At 38.7% G+C, this 20,284-nt stretch carries 15 protein-coding genes, 4 pseudogenes and 2 riboswitches; of the genes and pseudogenes, 8 read left to right on the forward strand and 11 right to left on the reverse strand.

Translation table 11 applies throughout. The features are described from left to right. Nucleotides 1-735: 735 nt before the first annotated feature. The 4 genes from ADM90_RS15865 (at nucleotide 736) to ADM90_RS15880 (ending at nucleotide 4,395) form a co-directional block, all read left to right on the forward strand. Nucleotides 736-1,443 (forward strand): class I SAM-dependent methyltransferase, encoded by a 708-nt coding sequence (locus ADM90_RS15865; protein ID WP_152928037.1) that lies wholly within the window; start codon nucleotides 736-738, stop codon nucleotides 1,441-1,443. A 96-nt stretch (nucleotides 1,444-1,539) separates the two neighbouring features. Further along, nucleotides 1,540-2,670: a DUF418 domain-containing protein gene (locus ADM90_RS15870; RefSeq protein ID WP_053996705.1), complete on the forward strand. Its 1,131-nt coding sequence runs from the start codon at nucleotides 1,540-1,542 to the stop codon at nucleotides 2,668-2,670. Nucleotides 2,671-2,746: 76 nt separating this feature from the next. Then, a complete protein-coding gene (locus ADM90_RS15875) occupies nucleotides 2,747-3,793 on the forward strand; it encodes a sensor histidine kinase (RefSeq protein WP_235473627.1) in 1,047 nt (348 codons plus the stop codon). Further along, nucleotides 3,790-4,395: a response regulator transcription factor gene (locus tag ADM90_RS15880; RefSeq protein ID WP_053995918.1), complete on the forward strand. Its 606-nt coding sequence runs from the start codon at nucleotides 3,790-3,792 to the stop codon at nucleotides 4,393-4,395. The genes ADM90_RS15875 and ADM90_RS15880 overlap by 4 nt, the downstream gene beginning before the upstream one ends. 62 nt (nucleotides 4,396-4,457) lie before the next feature. Here ADM90_RS15880 and ADM90_RS15885 read toward each other — a convergent pair. From ADM90_RS15885 to ADM90_RS25380, 8 genes and pseudogenes are all read right to left on the reverse strand, one after another. Then, nucleotides 4,458-5,147 (reverse strand): annotated as a pseudogene (locus tag ADM90_RS15885) (ankyrin repeat domain-containing protein). A 44-nt stretch (nucleotides 5,148-5,191) separates the two neighbouring features. Beyond that, nucleotides 5,192-5,342 (reverse strand): annotated as a pseudogene (locus ADM90_RS23935) (winged helix-turn-helix domain-containing protein); the annotation flags it as partial. Between the two features lie 356 nt (nucleotides 5,343-5,698). Then, nucleotides 5,699-6,673, reverse strand: a pseudogene (locus ADM90_RS15890) (PepSY-associated TM helix domain-containing protein); the annotation flags it as partial. Between the two features lie 26 nt (nucleotides 6,674-6,699). Next, on the reverse strand, nucleotides 6,700-8,097 hold the full coding sequence (locus ADM90_RS15895; RefSeq protein WP_053993516.1) for an IS4 family transposase: 1,398 nt from the start codon (nucleotides 8,095-8,097) through the stop codon (nucleotides 6,700-6,702). Nucleotides 8,098-8,216: 119 nt separating this feature from the next. Then, nucleotides 8,217-8,615, reverse strand: a pseudogene (locus ADM90_RS15900) (PepSY domain-containing protein); the annotation flags it as partial. A gap of 220 nt (nucleotides 8,616-8,835) precedes the next feature. Next, entirely contained in the window at nucleotides 8,836-9,057 is a 222-nt protein-coding gene (locus tag ADM90_RS15905; protein ID WP_053995920.1) for a hypothetical protein, read from the reverse strand. A gap of 160 nt (nucleotides 9,058-9,217) precedes the next feature. Then, the gene (locus ADM90_RS24735) at nucleotides 9,218-9,394 is read right to left on the reverse strand and encodes a hypothetical protein (RefSeq protein WP_162838609.1); all 177 of its coding nucleotides are present in this window, start codon (nucleotides 9,392-9,394) and stop codon (nucleotides 9,218-9,220) included. Between the two features lie 63 nt (nucleotides 9,395-9,457). Continuing rightward, a complete protein-coding gene (locus ADM90_RS25380) occupies nucleotides 9,458-9,580 on the reverse strand; it encodes a hypothetical protein (protein WP_268766638.1) in 123 nt (40 codons plus the stop codon). Nucleotides 9,581-9,609: 29 nt separating this feature from the next. Beyond that, a riboswitch (cobalamin riboswitch) is annotated at nucleotides 9,610-9,801 on the reverse strand. A gap of 186 nt (nucleotides 9,802-9,987) precedes the next feature. Between ADM90_RS25380 and ADM90_RS15910 the strand changes: the two genes are divergently transcribed. Together ADM90_RS15910 and ADM90_RS15915 are read left to right on the forward strand one after the other, a co-directional pair. Further along, entirely contained in the window at nucleotides 9,988-10,533 is a 546-nt protein-coding gene (locus ADM90_RS15910; RefSeq protein ID WP_053995921.1) for a hypothetical protein, read from the forward strand. A 365-nt stretch (nucleotides 10,534-10,898) separates the two neighbouring features. Further along, nucleotides 10,899-11,066 carry a histone protein gene (locus tag ADM90_RS15915; protein WP_152928038.1) on the forward strand — a complete coding sequence of 56 codons (168 nt, stop codon included), beginning with the start codon at nucleotides 10,899-10,901 and terminating at the stop codon, nucleotides 11,064-11,066. Between the two features lie 308 nt (nucleotides 11,067-11,374). On the opposite strand, the gene metE is transcribed toward ADM90_RS15915, so the two are convergent. Then, the gene (gene metE, locus ADM90_RS15920) at nucleotides 11,375-13,669 is read right to left on the reverse strand and encodes a 5-methyltetrahydropteroyltriglutamate--homocysteine S-methyltransferase (protein WP_083448583.1); all 2,295 of its coding nucleotides are present in this window, start codon (nucleotides 13,667-13,669) and stop codon (nucleotides 11,375-11,377) included. A 288-nt stretch (nucleotides 13,670-13,957) separates the two neighbouring features. Next, a riboswitch (cobalamin riboswitch) is annotated at nucleotides 13,958-14,136 on the reverse strand. 544 nt (nucleotides 14,137-14,680) lie between these two features. On the opposite strand from metE, the gene ADM90_RS15925 reads away from it, so the two are divergent. Beyond that, the gene (locus tag ADM90_RS15925; protein WP_053995923.1) at nucleotides 14,681-16,036 is read left to right on the forward strand and encodes a C40 family peptidase; all 1,356 of its coding nucleotides are present in this window, start codon (nucleotides 14,681-14,683) and stop codon (nucleotides 16,034-16,036) included. 42 nt (nucleotides 16,037-16,078) lie between these two features. Here ADM90_RS15925 and ADM90_RS15930 read toward each other — a convergent pair whose 3' ends face one another. Both ADM90_RS15930 and ADM90_RS15935 read right to left on the reverse strand, forming a co-directional pair. Next, nucleotides 16,079-17,467 carry a UDP-N-acetylmuramoyl-tripeptide--D-alanyl-D-alanine ligase gene (locus ADM90_RS15930; protein ID WP_053995924.1) on the reverse strand — a complete coding sequence of 463 codons (1,389 nt, stop codon included), beginning with the start codon at nucleotides 17,465-17,467 and terminating at the stop codon, nucleotides 16,079-16,081. Nucleotides 17,468-17,503: 36 nt separating this feature from the next. Continuing rightward, nucleotides 17,504-18,898 (reverse strand): Mur ligase family protein, encoded by a 1,395-nt coding sequence (locus tag ADM90_RS15935; protein WP_053995925.1) that lies wholly within the window; start codon nucleotides 18,896-18,898, stop codon nucleotides 17,504-17,506. A gap of 149 nt (nucleotides 18,899-19,047) precedes the next feature. On the opposite strand from ADM90_RS15935, the gene ADM90_RS15940 reads away from it, so the two are divergent. Beyond that, nucleotides 19,048-20,250, forward strand: coding sequence for an ATP-grasp domain-containing protein (locus tag ADM90_RS15940; RefSeq protein ID WP_412176999.1), 1,203 nt, complete (start codon nucleotides 19,048-19,050; stop codon nucleotides 20,248-20,250). Nucleotides 20,251-20,284: the final 34 nt, after the last annotated feature.

The raw sequence follows: 20,284 nt of genomic DNA on the forward strand, positions 1-20,284 counted from the left end.
TAAATATTTTTTGTAATTCTGATGGTTGTCGTGCCAATATAAACATCTATTCACCTCCTACCAACATTATATAAAAAAAGAACCTCAGCAAAGGAGGTTCCTAAAAATTTGTAATCTATATTTTGTAAAATAAATTTTTAATTACATTTTAGTAGATAAAAAGTCTGGATATTTGAGCCGAAACAAGCGTTCATTATTATTTTTCTGCTCTTTATCCATCACTTTGCACGAGCTATCCGCTACGTAGCGCGGTTCCTTCACTTTCTCTGCTCTATCCGTCACTCTGCGCGGACTATCCGCTTCTTTCTTTATTCTATCCGCTCCACAGTGCGATTCCTACAACTTCTATGCATCCATTTATCTAAATAAACTCAACAAAGAGCCCATTTGTCTTAGCATATTTACGCCATTTGTAATTGTTCCGACATGCCCCATAATGGTATTGACATGGTCTGGTAGTCTACCTTGTGATGGCTGATTGGGAGAAACGTAGGGCTGCATCTGTCTAGCTCGATAAGGAGGGCCAAAGTTTTGGCGATACCTTGGCGGATAAGGTCTTCTTCTGGGTTGTGGCTGAAAAAATGGCATCCATTCACCCCCTATCTATCATGTTTTACTAGTATATGTAGAAAGATTGAACGTGCATTAGACTTTTGAAGAAGTAGAAAAAAATATCAATCTCTAGTGATTTGCAGTGTGTAGCTAGCTTTCTTTTCATATCATAAGAAAAAGAAGGTGATTCTCATTCAAGATTCGTCGTATCTCGATTTTTTAGCTAAATTTGGTGTTGGCGGTGCACATCCTGGCGGCATTCAGCTCTCAAAGGAACTATTGAGGGCAGAAAACATTCAGCAAACCTCACATATTTTAGATGTTGGGTGTGGCACAGGTCAAACGGCGGCTTATTTGGCGGCTTCCTATCAAGCAAACGTAACAGCTCTCGATAGCCACCCCCTTATGGTAGCCAAAGCAAGGCAAAGAATGCATAAAGCTCGATTACCTGTCCAAGTTATACAAGGTTCGATTGAGCAACTACCATTACCAGATCAATCCTTTGATTTAATTATTGCTGAATCTGTACTGGCATTTGTTCCGCAGCAACGTGCTTTACAAGAAATATATCGTTTATTAAAGCCTTGTGGTCGATTTATTGCCATTGAATGCACCATTCCTCCATCCCTGCCCATTTTGCTAGCCAAGACAATCCAGCAATTTTATGGATTTGAGGCGCTTCTGACGAAAAAGGAGTGGGTTGATAAATTGCAACAGGCTGGCTTTCAAGCGATCCGTATCCAAAAAAATAAAACGATCTCCTCTCCCCCTGAATTTCAGCTCTCCAAAGATATTGAACCTGCCCTTTATCAAGTAATGGAGCAACATATGAGGATGAATGAAAAATATGAAAATAGTTTGGACTATCGTATTTATTCCTGCACAAAATGACACCTGTCATAAAAATCCTTTGACTGCTGTGAATAGGTTTTCTTTTTGCGTTTTCTTATCATATATGTAAGAAGACAAAGAAAGAGGGATACTATGATGCAAATACAGCAAAGACTACCCTTTATTGATATCGTAAGAGGATTCGCTGTTTTAGGAACACTTGGCACAAACATTTGGATTTTTGCTTATCTAGGAGATTTATCGTATATCACAACGGCTAACTATGCTGGTTGGTGGTCTTTTAACGATTTTTTAAGAATGATCGTCTTATTTTTGGTGAACGGTAAGTTGCTTGGGCTTTTAACAATTATGTTTGGCGTAGGCTTACAGTTAAAATATCAGCAAGCATTAAGAAAGGGCAATGCTTGGCCCGGTGTCTATCTTTGGACAATTGCCTTTTTAGGGTTGGAAGGGCTGCTTCATTACATACTTGTGATGGAGTACGATATTTTAATGAGCTATGCTGTTACAGCTTTTATCGTTGCCTTTATCCTCAGATTGGGTGACAAAGTCATGACATGGACCTTCTATCTAATTGGTGGCTTTCACATCCTTCTGATCCTTCTTATTTTTATTAGCACCTTACAAGGAGCTGCTATTTCCTTGAATGGTATGGAAACCGTTGCTCCATTGTATGAAAACGGTACATGGCTTGCACAGGTACAGCATCGCCTGACGAACTTTTTATTTTATCGCACAGAAGCTATTTTTATTATCCCTATGAATATCTTTTTATTTTTACTTGGTGTGAAGTTTATGCGTAATGGCGTGTTTTCACCAACGGATAAAGGGCGTCAAGCTCGCCAAAAGCTATTTAGGATTGGCGTTTACATCGGCATTCCCTTTAATCTTCTTATTTTTATACCAGGAGGTCTTTTTGACTTACCTGTTCGTTATGTATGTGCACCGATTTTATCAATTGGTTATATTGGAATTTTAGGTAAACTGGTAGAATATAAGAGGTTAGACTGGCTTTGGCAACGCTTTGAAGATGTCGGCAAAATGTCGTTGAGCTGTTATATCCTCCAAAATGTGCTAGCATCTATTATTTTTTATGGTTGGGGACTTGGCTTAGGTGGGCAATTAAATAGTAGTCTCATCATTATTATTTGGCTAACCCTGTCCTTCCTACAACTTATGATAGCGTCAACTTGGATACAGCGATTTCATACCGGTCCGATGGAATGGCTCCGTAAAAAAATGATGCAAGCCATGACGCCTCATTAAAGAAAGGATGGTGTAGGCAATAAACATTTATCCAAATGACCAAGCAAGACATTATTTAATTATTGATGCAGTATCCTTGATTTTCCTTATAACGCTCGTCTTAGGGTCAAATTCGGCAATTCCATTTGGTGTTAAAATAGCGATTCTCATCGTGTATCTAGTGGCTTTTTATAGTGCTTTATGGCATCGAGATTGGAAGCTACTCCTTGCTTCATTCGTTGGCTTCATACTTATTGCGATATTAGGTATTTACGAGGATGTATATATGCTTATCTTCGGTTTTACCTTTGCTGATTTACTTGGAAGAGCTAAAGCAAAATGGCAGATTGCGTGTGGTATGTTAGGCATTGCTGGAATGTTCCTTACAGTCATGTGGCTGGAAACAGGTTCGCTTTTACACATCGAATCACAGCTATTAATACCAATGATGATGATTCAATTAGTGTTCCCTATACTTATTTATTTTGTAGAAAAATCAAAGAACCTGCAATCTGAACTGGCTGAGGTGAACACACAGCTTGTTCAGCAGGAGGAAAGACAGCGTATTGCTAGAGATCTTCATGATACAATTGGTCATACACTAATGATGATTAAAGTGAAAACAGAACTGACTACAAAACTTATTGATCGTGATCCTACAAGCGTTAAGCAAGAATTAAATGATATATTATCCACAACGCGTACAGCCTTAAAACAAGTACGTGAGCTAGTGTCTGATATGAATTTTATTTCGTTACAAACGGAGCTTGTCCATTGCCAGCAGCTTTTACGAAGCGCCAATATTACGACGACCCTTAGTAACCATTATCCAAATACCGTTCTTTCAAGTGTGGAGGAAACGATGCTAGCTTTATGTGTACGTGAAGCCACGACAAATATACTCAAGCATAGTAAGGCAAAAAATTGCCGTATTACGATACAATGTCAAAATGGTCAGTACACGCTTGCTATCAAAGACGATGGGATTGGACTACAAAATAAAGGATTCGGCAATGGGATCAACTCGATGCAAGAAAGAATGCATGTTCTTCAAGGTTATGCCTTATTTGAAGGGGATACAACGACAGGTACAAGCGTGTTATTCAGCATACCTATTCAAAATGGAAAGGAGCCTCCGACATGATACGTGTTTTACTAGCAGAGGACCAACAAATGTTACGTGGTGCCTTAACATCACTGTTAGCATTTGAGCCTGATATTGAGGTAATCGCTGAAGTTGCGGATGGGCAACAAGCGTGGGACTATATCCAGCAGGAGCTACCTGATCTTTGTCTTGTCGATATTGAAATGCCCAATCTATCAGGCTTAGCGCTTGCTGAAAAAATAAAACAAGCAAACTTGCCCTGTAAAGTAATGATTGTGACAACCTTTGCACGACCTGGTTATTTACAGAAAGCCATGGAATGTGAGGTACATGGCTACCTATTGAAGGATGAGCCGATTGATTATTTAATCGCTACGATTCGGAAAATTATGCAGGGAGAAAGGGTGGTCAGTAAGGATTTAGCGGCTACCTTGTTTATGAAGGAGCAAAACCCTTTAAATGAACGAGAGATTACAGTGCTACAGCTTGTTAAAGAAGGCTTAACCACCCAAGAGATCAGTAAACAATTATTTTTAACAAAAGGCACCATCCGTAATTATTTATCGACCGCTATTCAAAAGCTACAGGTTGAATCGAGACAGCAAGCTGCTCAAGTTGCTAGTGACAAAGGCTGGTTATGATTATAATAGACAAAGTCAAAAAATTCGACTTTGTCTATAATTCAGAAAGTATATTATATTTTTCATACCGCTCCTGCTGCAAGAAGAATTTGTTCAATCTCTTTAAACCCTCGCTGTTTCGCGTATTGTAGTGGTGTGCTATCATCATGATCTGGTATATTCACATCAGCACCCTATTCAATCAGCAATTGAACGACTGTTTGCTGAGTTGAATTGCCATTATTTAGAATAATGGCCTCCATTAAGGCTGTCCATCCCAATTTATTAATATGATTAACATTGATCTGTGTATTACTTAACAATTCTTTTATAACCTCCACATGTCCATGCTCTGCTGCCGGAATCAGCGCTGTTCCTCCATACCTATTCAAAATCGTAGGATCTGCACCAGCTTGTATCGTTAGCTTTAAAATATCGAGATAGCCTTCTGCACCTGCATAAAGAAAAGGCGTGTTTAGCCTATCATCTTGAATATTGACGTCAGCACCTGCATCTATTAATAATTTTGCTACCTCAACATCCTGATTATAGGTGGCAATCATCAAGGCTGTTCGATTGTTTGAATCTTGAGCATTTATATCCACCTTTTGATCAAGTATATGTTGGAGTTTCTCTATATCTCCATTTTCTACAGCTTTAAACCATTCCTGCATGAAATCTGTTGCCATTTTCTCACTCCCCTCTGTATCACTTAAGATACATCCTTGTAGCAAAAATGATACAGCTATAATAATCACTAGCAATTTCCTCATCTTTTCCATACCCCTTCACACCAGCAATACGGATTAACCATTTCTTACACATTGAAGCGATAGCCTGCCCCCCAGACCGTTTCCAAAAACTTGGGCTGTGCTAGATCATGTTCAATTTTTACGCAGATTTCAAATATGCACAGTAACGGTCGAAACATCCGCAGCTGATTCATAGCCCCTATTTCGCTCATATAGCTACTCTTTACGTGAGCTACTTGCCACTTCGGTACGCTTGTTGACAGAAGAGCATATGCCTTACCTTACAGCTATTTCTCTTATAGATCAAACTATCCCCATAACCCCTATGGTTTAACAAATATTTTCTGTGTGAAAGCACATGACGTCACGACACAACATTAACCAACGAAAAGAATAAGCTGAAACTAATAGCAATGTATCAAACAACTCTCACAACTTTATAAAATTATCCTGAAAAATCTATAAACAATTTTTCAGCATCACTATAGTGTTCCGCTCACCTAAAAGAATTAAACATAAAAAGATACGGCATACCTCTCATTTCATTGAAGGGTATACCGTATCACAATATTTTATTGAGGTCCTTCTGCTCTTAGCTTTCTCTTTGTCTGCCATCCTAAAATGATATATTCAATCAAGGCAACAGCAATCAATGAAGCGCCAAATAATGGCATTAAAATACCTAAAATAATGAGAAAAATAATAAAAGGTATCGATATTTTATGAGAAATTTGCGGTGGTGCCGATAGCTCACCTTTTTTCTTGCGTAAAATCCAAGTACGCATTCCCCACATAATCACGGCTAAAAAAGCAAGGCAAACAACTAAGTTTAACAGCTTATTTGGCCAGCCGAATAAGTGACCCTCATGCAATGGAATGCCCCAAGTAAAGACTTTTGCCAACATACCATAGTCCTCGTAGTTGACTTGGTTAATTAGCTTCCCACTATACTGATCAAAATACATGGTTGCTTCATCCGAAGGGTTCACATCGAGACCTGTGACGCCAGAGTTACTAGCCTTGGCCACTGTAAATACACCCTCATCATTCGAGGGATAGAGAATTGTGTATGGTTTGTCAATATTTTGAGCCTCTATTTCTTTTAGTAGACCAACGATAGTTACTTGGTTCGGATTTGTATAACGCTCAGCAACTCCACCATGATGACGGGCATGCTCTCCATCAGAAACAGGTGCTTCTAATTGGCGCGTTGCCCAAGGGATTTCAGATACATCAGATGTTGGTGGCTGTTGCTGTAATAACGGATAGCCAAATGTTGGACTTTCAGAAGCTATATCTGAAAGCATAGATCCTAGAAAAGCAGACCATAACAGCCCCGTAAAAATAAAAATCACCATCGGAATTGTAAGTATTGTCCCAACAAGAGCATGCCATCGCTTATTTTTTTGGCGTTTGTTCTCTGACTTCTGCTTTTTCAATAAATTACCCTTAAATGTCATATAAAGACCTGACAGTAATAAAAAAATCGTCCAGCAAGCCGCCAGCTCCACTAAATAATTGACAAACGTCCCCCCCATAAATAAAGCTATGCTTGCCCCACAAGATATCCTAATTATGGAAGGAGATGTTGGTAATACTCAAGTACGGTATAGAATCGGTTGAATCCTCGCCACAGGACTTTGACACCCGGGTCCCCATCTGCTTTCCGTCCGAGGAAGCCGCCCATCTTGGCTAAGGAATCAACGGCTTCTTTGATGCTTGGTGGGACAGAAGGGAGAGTGGATGTTTTATTCGAAATACGATAGAGCACCTGCCATTCCTCTTCGGTTAGAAATGGCGCACAGGAGGCTGTTGGTTGCTGTCTTGCTAAGTAAGTCATGCCGAGGATTCGGACAGCGATGATACTGTACACGTGTAGCTGTTTTTCTAGTCGTTCGGCTGTACGATTCTGCTTCTCCTCTATCTTACAGCCGCTTTTCAAAATGTAATGAAATCGCTCAATCTTCCAGCGATGTATATACCAGCTCACTTTTTCTATCGCTTCCTCCAGTGTAGTCACCGCTCGGTTCGTGATTAAATACCATTCGATTGGTTTTGATTTGGACAAGGGAGTTTCTTCTCGTACATGCAGAATGGACACGGCGATGGTTGCCTTTTGCTTCGGTGTTTTCAAGCCATTCATTGGCGCCGTCATGTGTACATGCTTGAACCGAATCGCTAAAGTTGCCTGTCGTTTGGGCAAATTTCTGCGTGTATCTCGTGGGATTTCTACGCAAATTTTTCCTGCTGGAGGGGTTTGCTTCACTGCATCAACTAATTTGCAGGCTTCTGTTGTTCTTCGATTTTGCACAACACGCACAAGGAAGTCCTGTTCTTTTTCGAGGGCATGTTGAAAAAATTCATAGATATCGGCTTCACGGTCACCAACATGAACGTAACGAACTCCTTTTGGTTGGTTCTTGCAACTATTATCCATACTTTTTAACCATTTGTAACTTTCCTTCGCTTCAATCGGTCTCTGTCGTTTGGCTGTCCGTTTCCCTCGTTCTTCTACAGGACGTGTCCAAACAAATTGATCAAGTAAACCGAGGGGAATACCATCTGTCGTCACCGCAATAGCCGAATGAAGGAGAAGTCCTTGATGATGGGGACTTGCGCCAAAATCACCCAATCCTTCTGTCTTTTTGTGAGCTGTATAATTAAGTGTGGTTGTATCTTGCACGACTAAAATAACAGATTCTTCTCGTTTTTTGATGTGTGCCATCGTTGCTTTTCGATGTGTTTGTAAGAGGACAGAGGGCGTGACTTTTGGATTTGCCAGTAGACGGTAGATTGCTTTCGCTTCGGCTTTATCTGCACTGGCACTCGCAATGGATGCGCCCATCTGTTTAGAAAGTGTCTGCATGGATCGAATCACCCGTTTAATCGTCCTTCCACAAGCAATGCCCATATCTTTGAATTCGTTATAGGTCCAGTGGTTCGTGTCTAGTTTTTCTGTCGAGAATGCCATTTCCCTCTCCTCCCCCTTCACGATTTTGTTTCTTCTATTCTACTATTTTTGTGTGGGTTTGAGGAGAAAGGAGCTCACAGCAACATCCATTTATTGTATTCATTGTGGGGCAAGCATAGCATAAATAAAGAGCTATGGATGGATCGCATAATATTGGAAAATGTATATTGTGCATCCTGATTGCCCACCATTTGATTATTATCATCTAAAAAAATATATTTCTCATCTTTCCCATTCGACAATGTTAGGCGTGTATTATAAGGTTCTTCCAACACGATCACTTTATTAGTGGAATACCCTGCAAATGCCGCTTCCGCTTTTTCCACAGCCTCATCAATCGTTAAGACCTCTTCTTTAGTGTTTTTCCCAAAAAAGTAATCATCATATAATTGATTTTCAACATCTGTGAAAAATAAATAGCCAATCCCACTCAATGTTAGGGAGAGAAGCAATGGCGTGATAAAGAGTGCAGCAAAGAAATGTAGCCGCCAAAATCTTGTATAAAGCAAATTTTTCATATTTAATCCCCTATCTCTCTATTTATAGCAGATTAATTATATAAATAAAAAGTGAAATATGAATGAAGTCCTAAAGGCAGTTTTATGACAAACAAATGTATTCCAATTGGTATTATGTTAATTAATAGACAAAAATAATCATAGCTAAGCTTGTTTTAATACAAGTTTGGCTATGATTTTGAAAAAATTGATTAAACTCATAATTGACAAGAATTTTATTTTAGCTATAAGCTTTCTTTAATACCTTATAACATTTTTCTACGATACCATTTGGCTTATCGATCAGCAACTTCACAATCAGATAATCGAAATTTAGGCTGAATTCCACTAATCTTTCCCAGTCGCTGACGATTTTAAGATGAACTGTACTGACACCTGTTGCCTCATATGCAACCTCTATCCCACTTATGTCCTTTGGATTAATAACATAGATGGCGCCCAACTCAAGAGTTTTTTAAGGGCGTTTATCGGAAGCGGTTTCACTTGCCCCTACCACCTAAACACTATGGGCCTGCACCAGAAATTGGATAGCTGTATAGAATTGTCAATGAATACGCCTACTAAAAATGGCTACTTCCAAAATCGAAGTAGCCAAATCTACTCTACCCAATCAATTCCTTCAACACATTCGCGTACGCCGTTAAAATGGATTGCTCATGTGCAGCATCATGCCCGACGTATTGTGCTACAAGCTCCTTTAATGGTTTTGCAGCATACGGCTCCTGCATAATTTCAAATTTTAATAAACTTTCATAGTACTCAATAACTTGTGGATTCATGTGGACCGCTCCTTTTAATAATTTACATATAAAAACATCTTTCCCTCATCAGAAAGATGTCTACTATGACAAATACACGACATAATACGGTGATTGCCACGCTAAAATAAGCTTTCTATTGAACATAGAAGCTACCTTTTTAGCAATCATCGTACTATGAGCATGCAGGAGAATTTCTCTAGTCACACTCAACACCCCCTATCCGCGTAGGTTTTTGGCTGTACTAGATAAAGGCAGGTCTCCTGGCTTATGTTCATCACACCTTTCACCTTCCCATTACGACACGTAACAGTGGTCTTTTGAAATGTGCTCCCATTTACAGTTGCGGGACAGCGTCGGATTCACACCGATCTTCCCTTTTAAACAAATCAAAAAATCTGATTTGTACCTCTATCCTATTATTCCGTTTTTATTATTATACCATAAAGGTTTATATACATAGACACTATCTTAATAAAATATTGGGAGCTATCATAGCCATGCATGCGCTCCTTCAATCACACTTTATTTCCTCTCCTCATGAACATTCTCCTTTTTTCTGTTTCTTTACTATGTTACCATACATAGAAACATTTATCTTAGGAGGAATATATATGAAATTTAATAAAATCCGAATACTACTATTGATTAATCTACTTTTTATCTTACTTCTATCTGCCTGCAGTAAAGAAAATGAGACAGGTTTCGATGACCAATTTATCGCTGATTTAAAGGACTATATTAAAGTAGAATCGGCATATAAAAACGTAGAAGAAAATAATATTAATAGCTTGATGAATTTATATGAATCGCAATCGTATTCATGGTTAAATTCTAGCGATGAAGTAAAAGAATTACTTGCTCAACAGCAAGTATTTGCTGAAGATAAAGTAAACTATATAGATAATAGATTAGATTTCGAACCAAAAACAAGCTCACCAGAAGAAAAAGAAGTTTATGATGCGATAGATGAGTTTGAAATGAAAAAACTCTTTCATGACACGCCAACTAGAAATTTAGTCAATGCAACGAATCAAGTTGATATACAAAATGTTCAAGAAGAGTATGAAAATTCTTTACGAGAACTAGATCAGGCATGGGATCATATTAAATCTCTTTCGGAAAAGTATAATTTGAATCTGTTTGGAGATGAAGCATGAACGGATGGAAGAAGCCTTTCGTATTCTCTAATGTGTAAGGCTACTTCGAATTACGATCCCTATAAAAGTGTGTGGTGTCGGGTTAACAGAGACAATTGAAGAAGCTTTACCATATTGAGAAAATGATATGGTTCACTTCGCTAGTGAGATGCCTCAAAAACTATCTACCAATACAAATGGGTAAAACGATAACTAGTTTACATAGGATTGCATCTAGGTTTAAAAATCTTATAAATTACTATCAAAACAGTGTTTTGTAAGTATTTTACATTAAATATATTTGCATTCCATTTATGTTTAATGTAACCTGTTATATAGACATCCTTTTACAAGGAGTCAATATAAATAAGAGGAGTGCAATAAACATGGCAAAAAAAATTAAGAAAAACAAAAGTGAAGAAGTTGTAGCAGAGAAAAAAGCAAAGAAAAAAGCGGACAAAAAGAAAATTGAGAAAAAGTTAGCGAAGAAAAAAGTAGAAAAAAAGGCTACGAACAAAAAAGGCAAAAAGAAAAGCAGCAAAAAAGCAGCCTAACAACCCAATAAGGTAGCTGGAGAACATGAATGCTTTTCTCCAGCTACCTTTGTTTGGATAAATTAATGCGCCTTTCTATTTTCAGTCTTTCTTTTCTAAAAAAATATAAATATTATTGAAAGAAAGACAAAATTTATCCTTCTCCATACAAGTTATAATCTTTTAAATTGTCCTTCTATACTATTTGTTACAAGATAGTGTCGGATATTTACCTCCTATTACCCCTTTATATTATTTCAACATAATATAAAAACTATAATAGTAGATAGATAAAAAGCTTGACCTCCCGAAAGAAGTCAAGTTTTCCATTAGCTTATAGAATGGTGTACATGCTGGCGTAAAGTTTTAGCAGCAGCTACCATATTTGCTAATGCAGCCACTGTTTCAGGCTCTCGTCTTGTTTTTAAACCACAATCTGGATTCACCCAGAACTGATTGCTGGATAAAACTTGTAGACTATCTTTCATAATCCCCAACATTTCATCTTCACTTGGCACACGTGGGCTATGAATATCGTAGACGCCTAGGCCAATCCCTTTGCTATAAGGGTTTACTTGGAGCGAAGAAATCAGCTCACCATGGCTACGGGATGTCTCAATGGATATCACATCTGCATCAAGAGCACTAATCGGCTCAATAAAATCGTTAAATTCACAGTAACACATATGGGTATGAATTTGCGTAATATCCTTGACACTCGCAGTAGCAAGCTTAAAGGCATTAACTGCCCACTCCAAATAAGCTCCCCATTGTTCTTTACGCAGCGGCAAGCCCTCTCGCAATGCAGGTTCATCTACCTGTATAATCGCAATACCTGCCGCTTCAAGTGCCTCGACCTCTTGACGAAGTGCTAGGGCTATTTGATAAGCTACCGCTTTACGTGAAATATCATCTCGTACAAATGACCAATTTAAGATTGTTACAGGACCTGTTAACATTCCTTTCACAAAGCGCTTTGTTAAGCTTTGTGCATAGACTGTTTCCCTCACTGTTATCGGTGCCTCCCATACGACATCCCCATAAATAATTGGTGGCTTCACACAGCGTGAACCGTATGAAACAACCCATGCTTTTTCCGTGAATGCAAACCCTGTTAACTTTTCACCGAAATATTCCACCATATCTGTACGTTCAAATTCACCATGAACTAAAACATCGAGATCTAGCTCCTCTTGAATCCCAATCCAGCGCTTAGTTTCCTCTGCTAAAAATGCTTCATACGCTTCATTGCTAAGTTGCTTCTTACGCCATGCATTACGTGTCCGCTTCACTGCCTCTGATTGTGGGAAGCTTCCAATTGTTGTAGTAGGGAACAACGGCAATTGTAATGCTTGCTGCTGCATTCTTTGTCGCGTGTGGAAATCACTATGACGTTCAAAATCCTCAATGGAAACGTTTTGAATCATTTGTTGTATTGTTTGATTGTTACGTATTGGATGATTTTTTAGTGCCTCAATGGCTTTCATGCTGTCAGATATTTTATGTTTAGATGCATCGTCCTGACCCTGTAAATATTTCGTTACTTCAACGATTTCTGCCACTTTTTCATCTGCAAAGGCGAGCGCATTTTTCAGTACTGGTTCAAGCTTTATTTCATGTTCTACTGTAATGGGAACATGCTGTAGACTACAAGATGGCTGAAGCCAAAGTTCTTTGGCTTGGCTTAGCTGCTCTATTGCCTTGACTGTTGAGCAGACCTCGGCCAAATTTGCTCGCCAAATATCTCGTCCATTAATAATACCAGCAGCTAAAATTTTATCTTGCGGAAAACCAAATTGACGCAGTGCCTCCATATTTGCACTATGGCCATGTATAAAATCTAAGCCAATGCCTTGAACAGGAAGTGTTATCAAAGACTCATAGGCAGACATTGAGTCAAAATAGGTTTGAAGCAGTAGCTTAGCTTGTGGTACAGCTATAGCTAGCTGAGAATATATTTCATGAATAAGCTTAACCTCTGCCTCATCTAATGTTGTCACAAAAGCTGGCTCTTCTAACTGTATCCAACTGGCTCCTGCCTCTACTAATTCTTGGATGACCTGCACATATAGCGGTAACAATGCTAATAAATATTCAACCTGTGACAGCTTATCATAGCCTTTTGTTAATTTAAAAAATGTATATGGACCAATAATGGTTGGCTTAGCTTTTATATTAAAAGCCTCTTTTGCCTCCAAAAAGTCTGCTAAAAGCGTATTCTCTGTTATCTGCAACAATTGCCCCTCATACTCTGGCACAATATAGTGATAGTTTGTATTAAACCATTTCGTCATTTCACTAGCGACAGCCTCTTTGCTTCCTCTTGCTATCCCATAATAGGTTTGTAAATTTACCTTCCCTCCAAGCCATTCAAAGCGCTTAGGGATAAGACCAAACATGACAGCTGTATCAAGAACTCTATCATAAAGCGTAAAATCTCCAATTGTCACAAAATCAATGCCTTGTTTAAGCTGTTTATCAATACGGGCTAAGCGAATGTCTTTTAACTTCGCTTGAAACGCTCCCTCTGTCAGGTCATTTCTCCAAAAAGCCTCTAATGCTTTCTTCCATTCGCGCTCTTCCCCAATATACGGATAACCAATATTTGTGCTTGTATACATCATTTGATAATCTCCTTTTCTATTCAAATCAATTAAATCCTGGCTGTTGCTAATGTTTGTTGGTACTTACAATATCTATAGCTGACAGTGCACCTCTATAGTGGGCGCTTTCAGTTCAAAAATTTGCTAAACCAAAATAAAAAAGCCATTCTCCTATTCTTCGGAAAATGGCTGTCTATTTAAAACATCAATGAAAAAACACGAAATTTAGTTAAATATCGCTTGTTTTTTTCGTTGTCGCACAGTGCCAATATGGTCACATTTCACCACCTATTTCCACGTAGGTTATTTGGTGTGTACTAGTAATTGGCAGGTCTCCTGGCTTCTCATCAACACGTCTCACATCCTTCCCAGTTTCCCAGTGGCATTTGTGAGTTGCTCCGATTTACAGTTGCGGGACAGCGTCGGATTTGCACCGACTTCCCTATTAAGCCAAACTTTCATTTGGCACCAACACTTACACAATATTCAATTCTGCTCTTACTATAACATATTTATTTCTGAATAGTAGCATTATTTTTATTTCTTTATATAGTTATCAGTCTATTTCCTTCTGTTAATCAAATATATCTAATAGTTTGACGAGCTATAGATTAATCTATCAGGTGTGGTACTTACTAGAATGATTGGTTTATACCATATACAATGGCAATGCCTAAAGGAGGAGAGAATTAGGGGAATATTTTATTGCTATTTCTTAAAACCTTAAGGAAAGAACGTGGCAGATTTATTTATTAGAAAGTATATGAAGGATTACAGAAATCCCCGAAATGACCCTCCTTTTTGCGTAGCTTATTTCATGGCACTGTTCCATATTACATCCTCCTGAAACATTTGTAATAAAACTGTAAATTCCTACGCTGAAGCCTTTACTAGCAAGTGTTGAAGCCTGTTGCACGCACTCTTTGGCAACATTTACCGTCAAGAAGTGCTAGATTTTCATGCTACGATTATTTCCATGGCAAAGCTATACAGGAGAAATCCTACTAGATGCTTTAGGAGGTTATATACAACATGAATAAACGATTTTTATCTACGACACTTGCATTAACGATTGGATTTAGTTCATTCGGAATCGTGCAAACAGCGATTCAGCCGATACAAGTAGAGGCTGCGACAACTAATGCGCAAAATAACGCACAGGCTGTTGCTGCGAAAGCAGATCAATTAATTCAGACAGGGAAAAGCTTAATGGGTCAAGCCACATACAGTGACACGGTATACAAGCCTACATATCCATATAAATTTTCTTGTGCTTCCTTTTTAATGTACATCTTCGAGAAAAATGGGGTAGATCTAGGTACGTATAATGAAGATTATATGATTCAGCAAGGAACCTATGTAGCAAGAAACCAATTACAAAAAGGCGATTTAGTGTTCTTTAAAAGTAAAAAAACAGGAACTGATCCCGATCATGTCGGCATGTATATCGGCGACAATAAAATCATCCACATGGCTGATTCCAAACAAAATATTGTGATCTCTGATTTAAATAGTAAGCCGTATTATACGGAAAACTATGTATCTGCACGTAGAGTATTACCTACTCTACTATCAGCCAATCCTGCTACAAAGGGCGATAAAATTGTAGAGAACGCACTGGCTTATAAAAATAAAGCAACGATTAGCTCAACTACAAACGAGTCGAGTCTACGCTTTACAGCTCCAACATTTGTTGACTTTATCTATCGTAAAAGTGGCGTTACGCTAGGTTCAACTAGTTTAAACGATTTAATGAATCAAGGGTCCACTGTGGCACGTGCTAACTTGAAGAAAGGTGATTTAGTCTTCTTTAACAGTACAAAGGGCTCGAAAACACCTTCTCTTGTGGGGATTTATGCTGGTGATCACCGTATCATCATCCCTAATTCAGATGGTGTGATGACAAGAGTGTTATTTGTAGATTACTATACTGAACATTATATTACAGCGAAGCGCGTTTTCTCTGATAGCACCTCTACGCCCAGCGTAAGTGCACCTTCAACAAGTACATCTGCCGATCAAATTATTGCAACTGCTAGTGGCTTAACAAGCAAAGCAAAATTCGGCTATACGTACAATGAGAGTGCACTGACTTTTACAAGTGCGGGCTTTACGTATTATGTCTTTAAAAAGCATGGTATTGATTTAAAGGAAAAACTAGCAAGTAAACAGGCTTTAGTTGGTACACGTATTCAAAAATCACAGCTTCAAAAAGGGGATCTGCTGTTCTTCTCTACGGATAATGGCGGACAAAACATCACGCAAACTGGTATTTATCTTGGTAATAATCAATATATTAGTATGACAACTAATAATATTGTAAAACAAAATTTAGGGACGACTTGGGCACAAAAAAACTTTGTCACAGCTCGCCGTGTTTTAAAATAAATAATTATTGGGTGTCTCAATGATTTTGAGACACCCTATTTTCTATAGTGAGTTTTTAAGTTTATTGGCAAAATCAATCATGGATCTACTAGACATCGGGCCTTTTATTAAGACAATCGTATCCGCGTCAAGCTTTGGTTTTAATAATTCTAAAACACCCGTCACCTCTTTAAAGGAATGAACCTCGGCTTGCGTGCCGTCTTTTTGAGCTTGATCGGCAATCTTCTCTGCCCTTTTCCCAATCGTAATTAATGTATCAATCTCTCTGCTAGCTACCATGGAGCCGATTTCACGATGATATTTTTCTTCAAAATTACCTAATCGCTTTATATCGCCTAAGATGAGAATGACTTTTTTCTCTTTGCCCACCGTATCTAACACTTTCAATGCTGCCTCTACAGATGTTGGGTTATTTGTCCATGTATCATCAATAATCGTACTGCCACCAATACCAGTTGTGAATTCTAAGTGTCTTGCCATTTGTTTAAAAGTTCGTAGCCCTGCTATAGCCTGACGAATTGTTAGCCCCATCTCCTGACAAGCAGCAATCGCAGCTAGCGCATTGTAAACTTGATGCTCACCATAGCCTGGTACAAATACATTGTACTTCGTATCAGATACTTCAAGTACAAACTTCATGCCCGTATTGGCAAATTGCACATTTAACGCTCTGTAATCAGCCGTATCCTGTAAACCAAACCTAATAATCTTCCCTTTAAATTTTTTCAATGAGATTTTTTGAATATTATCATCATCGGCATTGATAATTAATGTCCCATCTTCCTTGATGCCCTCTACAATTTCTGCCTTCGCTTTAATATAGCCTTCGAGATTAAGACAGCCATCCAAATGATGCACACCGATGTTTGTAATAATACCAATGGTTGGCTGATAGATCATACATTGATGCTTAATATTGCCAGTATTGCCTAAACCTAATTCAAAAATAGCTGCTTGTGTTTGCTGCTCAATACCCGTTAAATAGGGTAATGATTGTCTTGGCTCATTCTTACTACTAACGGATGCTTGCACAGGCCAATGCTTGCTAGTAATATGCTTCAGCATCTCTTTTGTGGTCGTTTTACCGCAGGTTCCTGTTAAGGCAATAACAGGAATTTGGAAAAGGCCTCGATAATATTCGATAAATGCCCAATAAGCCTGTGCCACACTTTTGACTTGTAAGACAGTTGTATTAGCTAGTGCATTTTTTAAATCTGTGGACGGTTTATCGGATATGATGAGGGATGGACCTTTGCGATCGATTTCTTGCCAGTTGATGTTATCGTTGCGACTAACAAACATCAGCGTATGACTTTGTGTTAGCTCATGGCGATTATAGTAAATAGCGTGCTGTACAGACCATTGCTCTGAGCCATGAATAAGCTTTCCCTGTAGTATTTGCTTAAGTTTTTGCACACTAATGGATTGCAAGTGTACGACGCCTCCTCTCTTTATCAACTAAGACCGCTATTCTGCAGGCGGTATAGGTTTTAGCTTAAGCTCAGCTGCTAATTTAGAAACCTGTTTACTATACATATCACCCTTTATCAAAATAATCGTATTAGCATCTACAATCTTCTGCAATAATGGGTATACTAATGTACTATTTTTAAATGTATAGACAGGCGCACTAAAGCCTAGCTTTACGGCATGATCAGCCATAATTCTGGCATGCTCCCCAATGGTTATTAGCACATCTACGCCAATGCGTTGAATACACTCACCCGCTTGTTCGTGAATAATATAGCCCCACGAGCCTAAATCGGTAATGGTTCCAATAATCGCTATCTTTTTCTTGCCATCCCCTAGTGCATTTAAGACGTGTAAGGCTGCCTCTAAAGAAGTCGTTGTAATGCTCCATGTATCATCCAATAGCATGGAATGATGAATACCCTCAAAAAGCTGGAGCTGTTTTTTTAATTGAGGGAATGTTTGTAGCCGTTTGGCCGCTACGGGAATCGATACCCCTATTTCATAGACTGCTGCAATCGCTGCAAGAGCATTATACACCTGATGCTCTCCAAACCCTGGCACAAAGATATCATAGCTCTTTCTGCCATGCTGCAATATAAATTTCATCCCCTTTTGCTCGTAATGGATATGGCTTGCTCGAAAGTCACATGATTCATGCTTTCCCACCTTTAGCACACGTCCCCGAAACGTAGCTAGATCAATTTTTTTCGTATTTAAGTCTTCCGCATTGATAATTAATGTGCCTGTCGGATGAATAATATTGAGCATTTCTGCCTTTGCCTGAATATAACCCTCTAGTGTTTTACAATAGTTTAAATGATGTGCCCCAATATTTGTAATAATGCCAATTGTAGGCTTAAAATACTTTCCCGCATTTGTCACATCTCCTGGTGAGCCAACAGCCGTCTCAAAAACAGCTGCCTCGGTATCGTCATCAATATCCAGTAAATATTGCAAGGATGCTGTTCTGGAATTACTGCTTAAGGTCGTTGCTGCTACTTGTCGATCTGCTGTAAGAATATGTTTGATCATCTCTTTTGTGGTCGTTTTGCCGGATGTACCTGTAATCGCAACGATTGGAATATGAAACTGATTACGATAAAAATGCACAAACTTCCAATAAGCTTCTTCGGCATTGGCTACTTGTAGTAAAATAACATGCTTGGGCATTTCATGTGGACGATAAGCTCTATCCGTTACTAGCACTAGTGGAGAAAGTGGCTCAAGACTTTTCCAATTAACAATACGTTTACTTGTAAAAAGGGCTGTATTAGGCTTTTTTACTTGTTTTAGCCGATAAGCACCATGTTGAATAAGGACTTCCTCTGCTCCTTGCACAAGATTGCCTGCCGTAATTTTTGCTAAATTCTTCACCGAAAGAGGCTTCATATCTTTTCCCCCTCCTTTCTTTTCTAGTATATGTCGCCTCTTAAAAGTTGCTTGGATGTAGACAAGATACATAACTAGAGGAAGTCTATATTGTTGCATATATATAAAGGTGATTAAGTATCTAAGTACCAATAAAAGGAGTGATATACCTGAAAGCCATTATCTTTATCGGTACAAACAAATCTGGATCAAGCCGTGAAGCAACAAGAGCAGCAGAAAAATTAGGCTACTTCACTGTACTGTTCACAAATAACGAAAGGCAACTTCAGCAGCGCCGAGCCTACCCCGATATTCATAAAATGATACTCATTGATACTTTCAATATCGAAAAAATGAAAGAGGAAATTGATAAACTAGGAAAAAGTGGATTACAGATTAAAAATATTGTGAGCTTTGTCGATCCATTTGTGCATATTGCTGCCACGCTTTGTGATGAATTTTGCCATAACTATACATCCTCCTCTGCAATTGAAATAATGGAGGATAAAGAACAAACGAGAAATTATTTAAAGGATCAACCATACTCACCAAAGTTTTCATTAATAAAGCCCAATGATCCCCTTGCAGGCAATTTAACATTTCCGTTAATCGTTAAATCACCTAAATCAACAGGCTCAAAAGATGTTTTATTAGCAAATAATGCTGAACAGCTCCAGCACCATCTCCAAACATTACGCACGAAAAACCCTTATGAAACAATTATGATCGAGGAATATTTAGACGGTCCACAGTATTTAGTAGAAGCTCTTGTCTATCAACGACAAGCACATATTATTGGGATTATTGAGCAGGAAATTACACAGGGCAAACGCTTTATTATTACAGGCTATGGTGTAATGGTCAAAGCGCCGCCGACTATTCAAGCAGGCATTGAAGAAGTGCTCCATTCCATCGTCAAGATATTTAATATAGAAAATGGGGCATTGCATTTAGAGCTTCGTCTCACGCAACAGGGCTGGAAGCTAATCGAGATCAATCCACGTATTTCTGGGGGAGCTATGAACAGCATGTTACAGGCCGCGTTCGGATTTAGCTTAGTGGAGGAAACGCTCAAACTATTCCTTGGTGAACAGCCCAATATTCAGCCAAAGCATCGAAAATTTGTCTACACCAAATATATGATTGTAGAAAATAGAGGAATTTTAGAAAAGGTCATTGGCAAAGCTAGAGCGACACGAGCAACAGGTGTGGTAGATGTTTATGTGAAACCAAAAAGAGGTACAATGCTGACCCCTCCTTTATCAATGGGCCACCGTTATGCCTACGTTATTGCCGAGGGAGCAACTTTGATGGAAGCGAGAAATAATGCCATCAATGCTGCTAGGGAAATTAAATTTATTTTACGCGTTTGACAAAAACTTCCCGAATAATTGCCGCTTGCCAGTG

The organism is Lysinibacillus macroides (genome assembly GCF_001281525.1).
GTDB lineage: Bacteria > Bacillota > Bacilli > Bacillales_A > Planococcaceae > Lysinibacillus > Lysinibacillus macroides.

Bases quoted from the DNA above. Each gene is read 5' to 3' on its own strand.
- ADM90_RS15880 (WP_053995918.1), top strand. From the start codon at position 3,790: ATGATACGTGTTTTACTAGCAGAGGACCAACAAATGTTACGTGGTGCC.
- ADM90_RS15935 (WP_053995925.1), bottom strand. From the start codon at position 18,898: ATGAAGCCTCTTTCGGTGAAGAATTTAGCAAAAATTACGGCAGGCAAT.
- ADM90_RS15925 (WP_053995923.1), top strand. From the start codon at position 14,681: ATGAATAAACGATTTTTATCTACGACACTTGCATTAACGATTGGATTT.
- ADM90_RS24735 (WP_162838609.1), bottom strand. From the start codon at position 9,394: ATGAATCCACAAGTTATTGAGTACTATGAAAGTTTATTAAAATTTGAA.
- metE (WP_083448583.1), bottom strand. From the start codon at position 13,669: ATGATGTATACAAGCACAAATATTGGTTATCCGTATATTGGGGAAGAG.
- ADM90_RS15895 (WP_053993516.1), bottom strand. From the start codon at position 8,097: ATGGCATTCTCGACAGAAAAACTAGACACGAACCACTGGACCTATAAC.
- ADM90_RS15870 (WP_053996705.1), top strand. From the start codon at position 1,540: ATGCAAATACAGCAAAGACTACCCTTTATTGATATCGTAAGAGGATTC.
- ADM90_RS15910 (WP_053995921.1), top strand. From the start codon at position 9,988: ATGAAATTTAATAAAATCCGAATACTACTATTGATTAATCTACTTTTT.
- ADM90_RS15915 (WP_152928038.1), top strand. From the start codon at position 10,899: ATGGCAAAAAAAATTAAGAAAAACAAAAGTGAAGAAGTTGTAGCAGAG.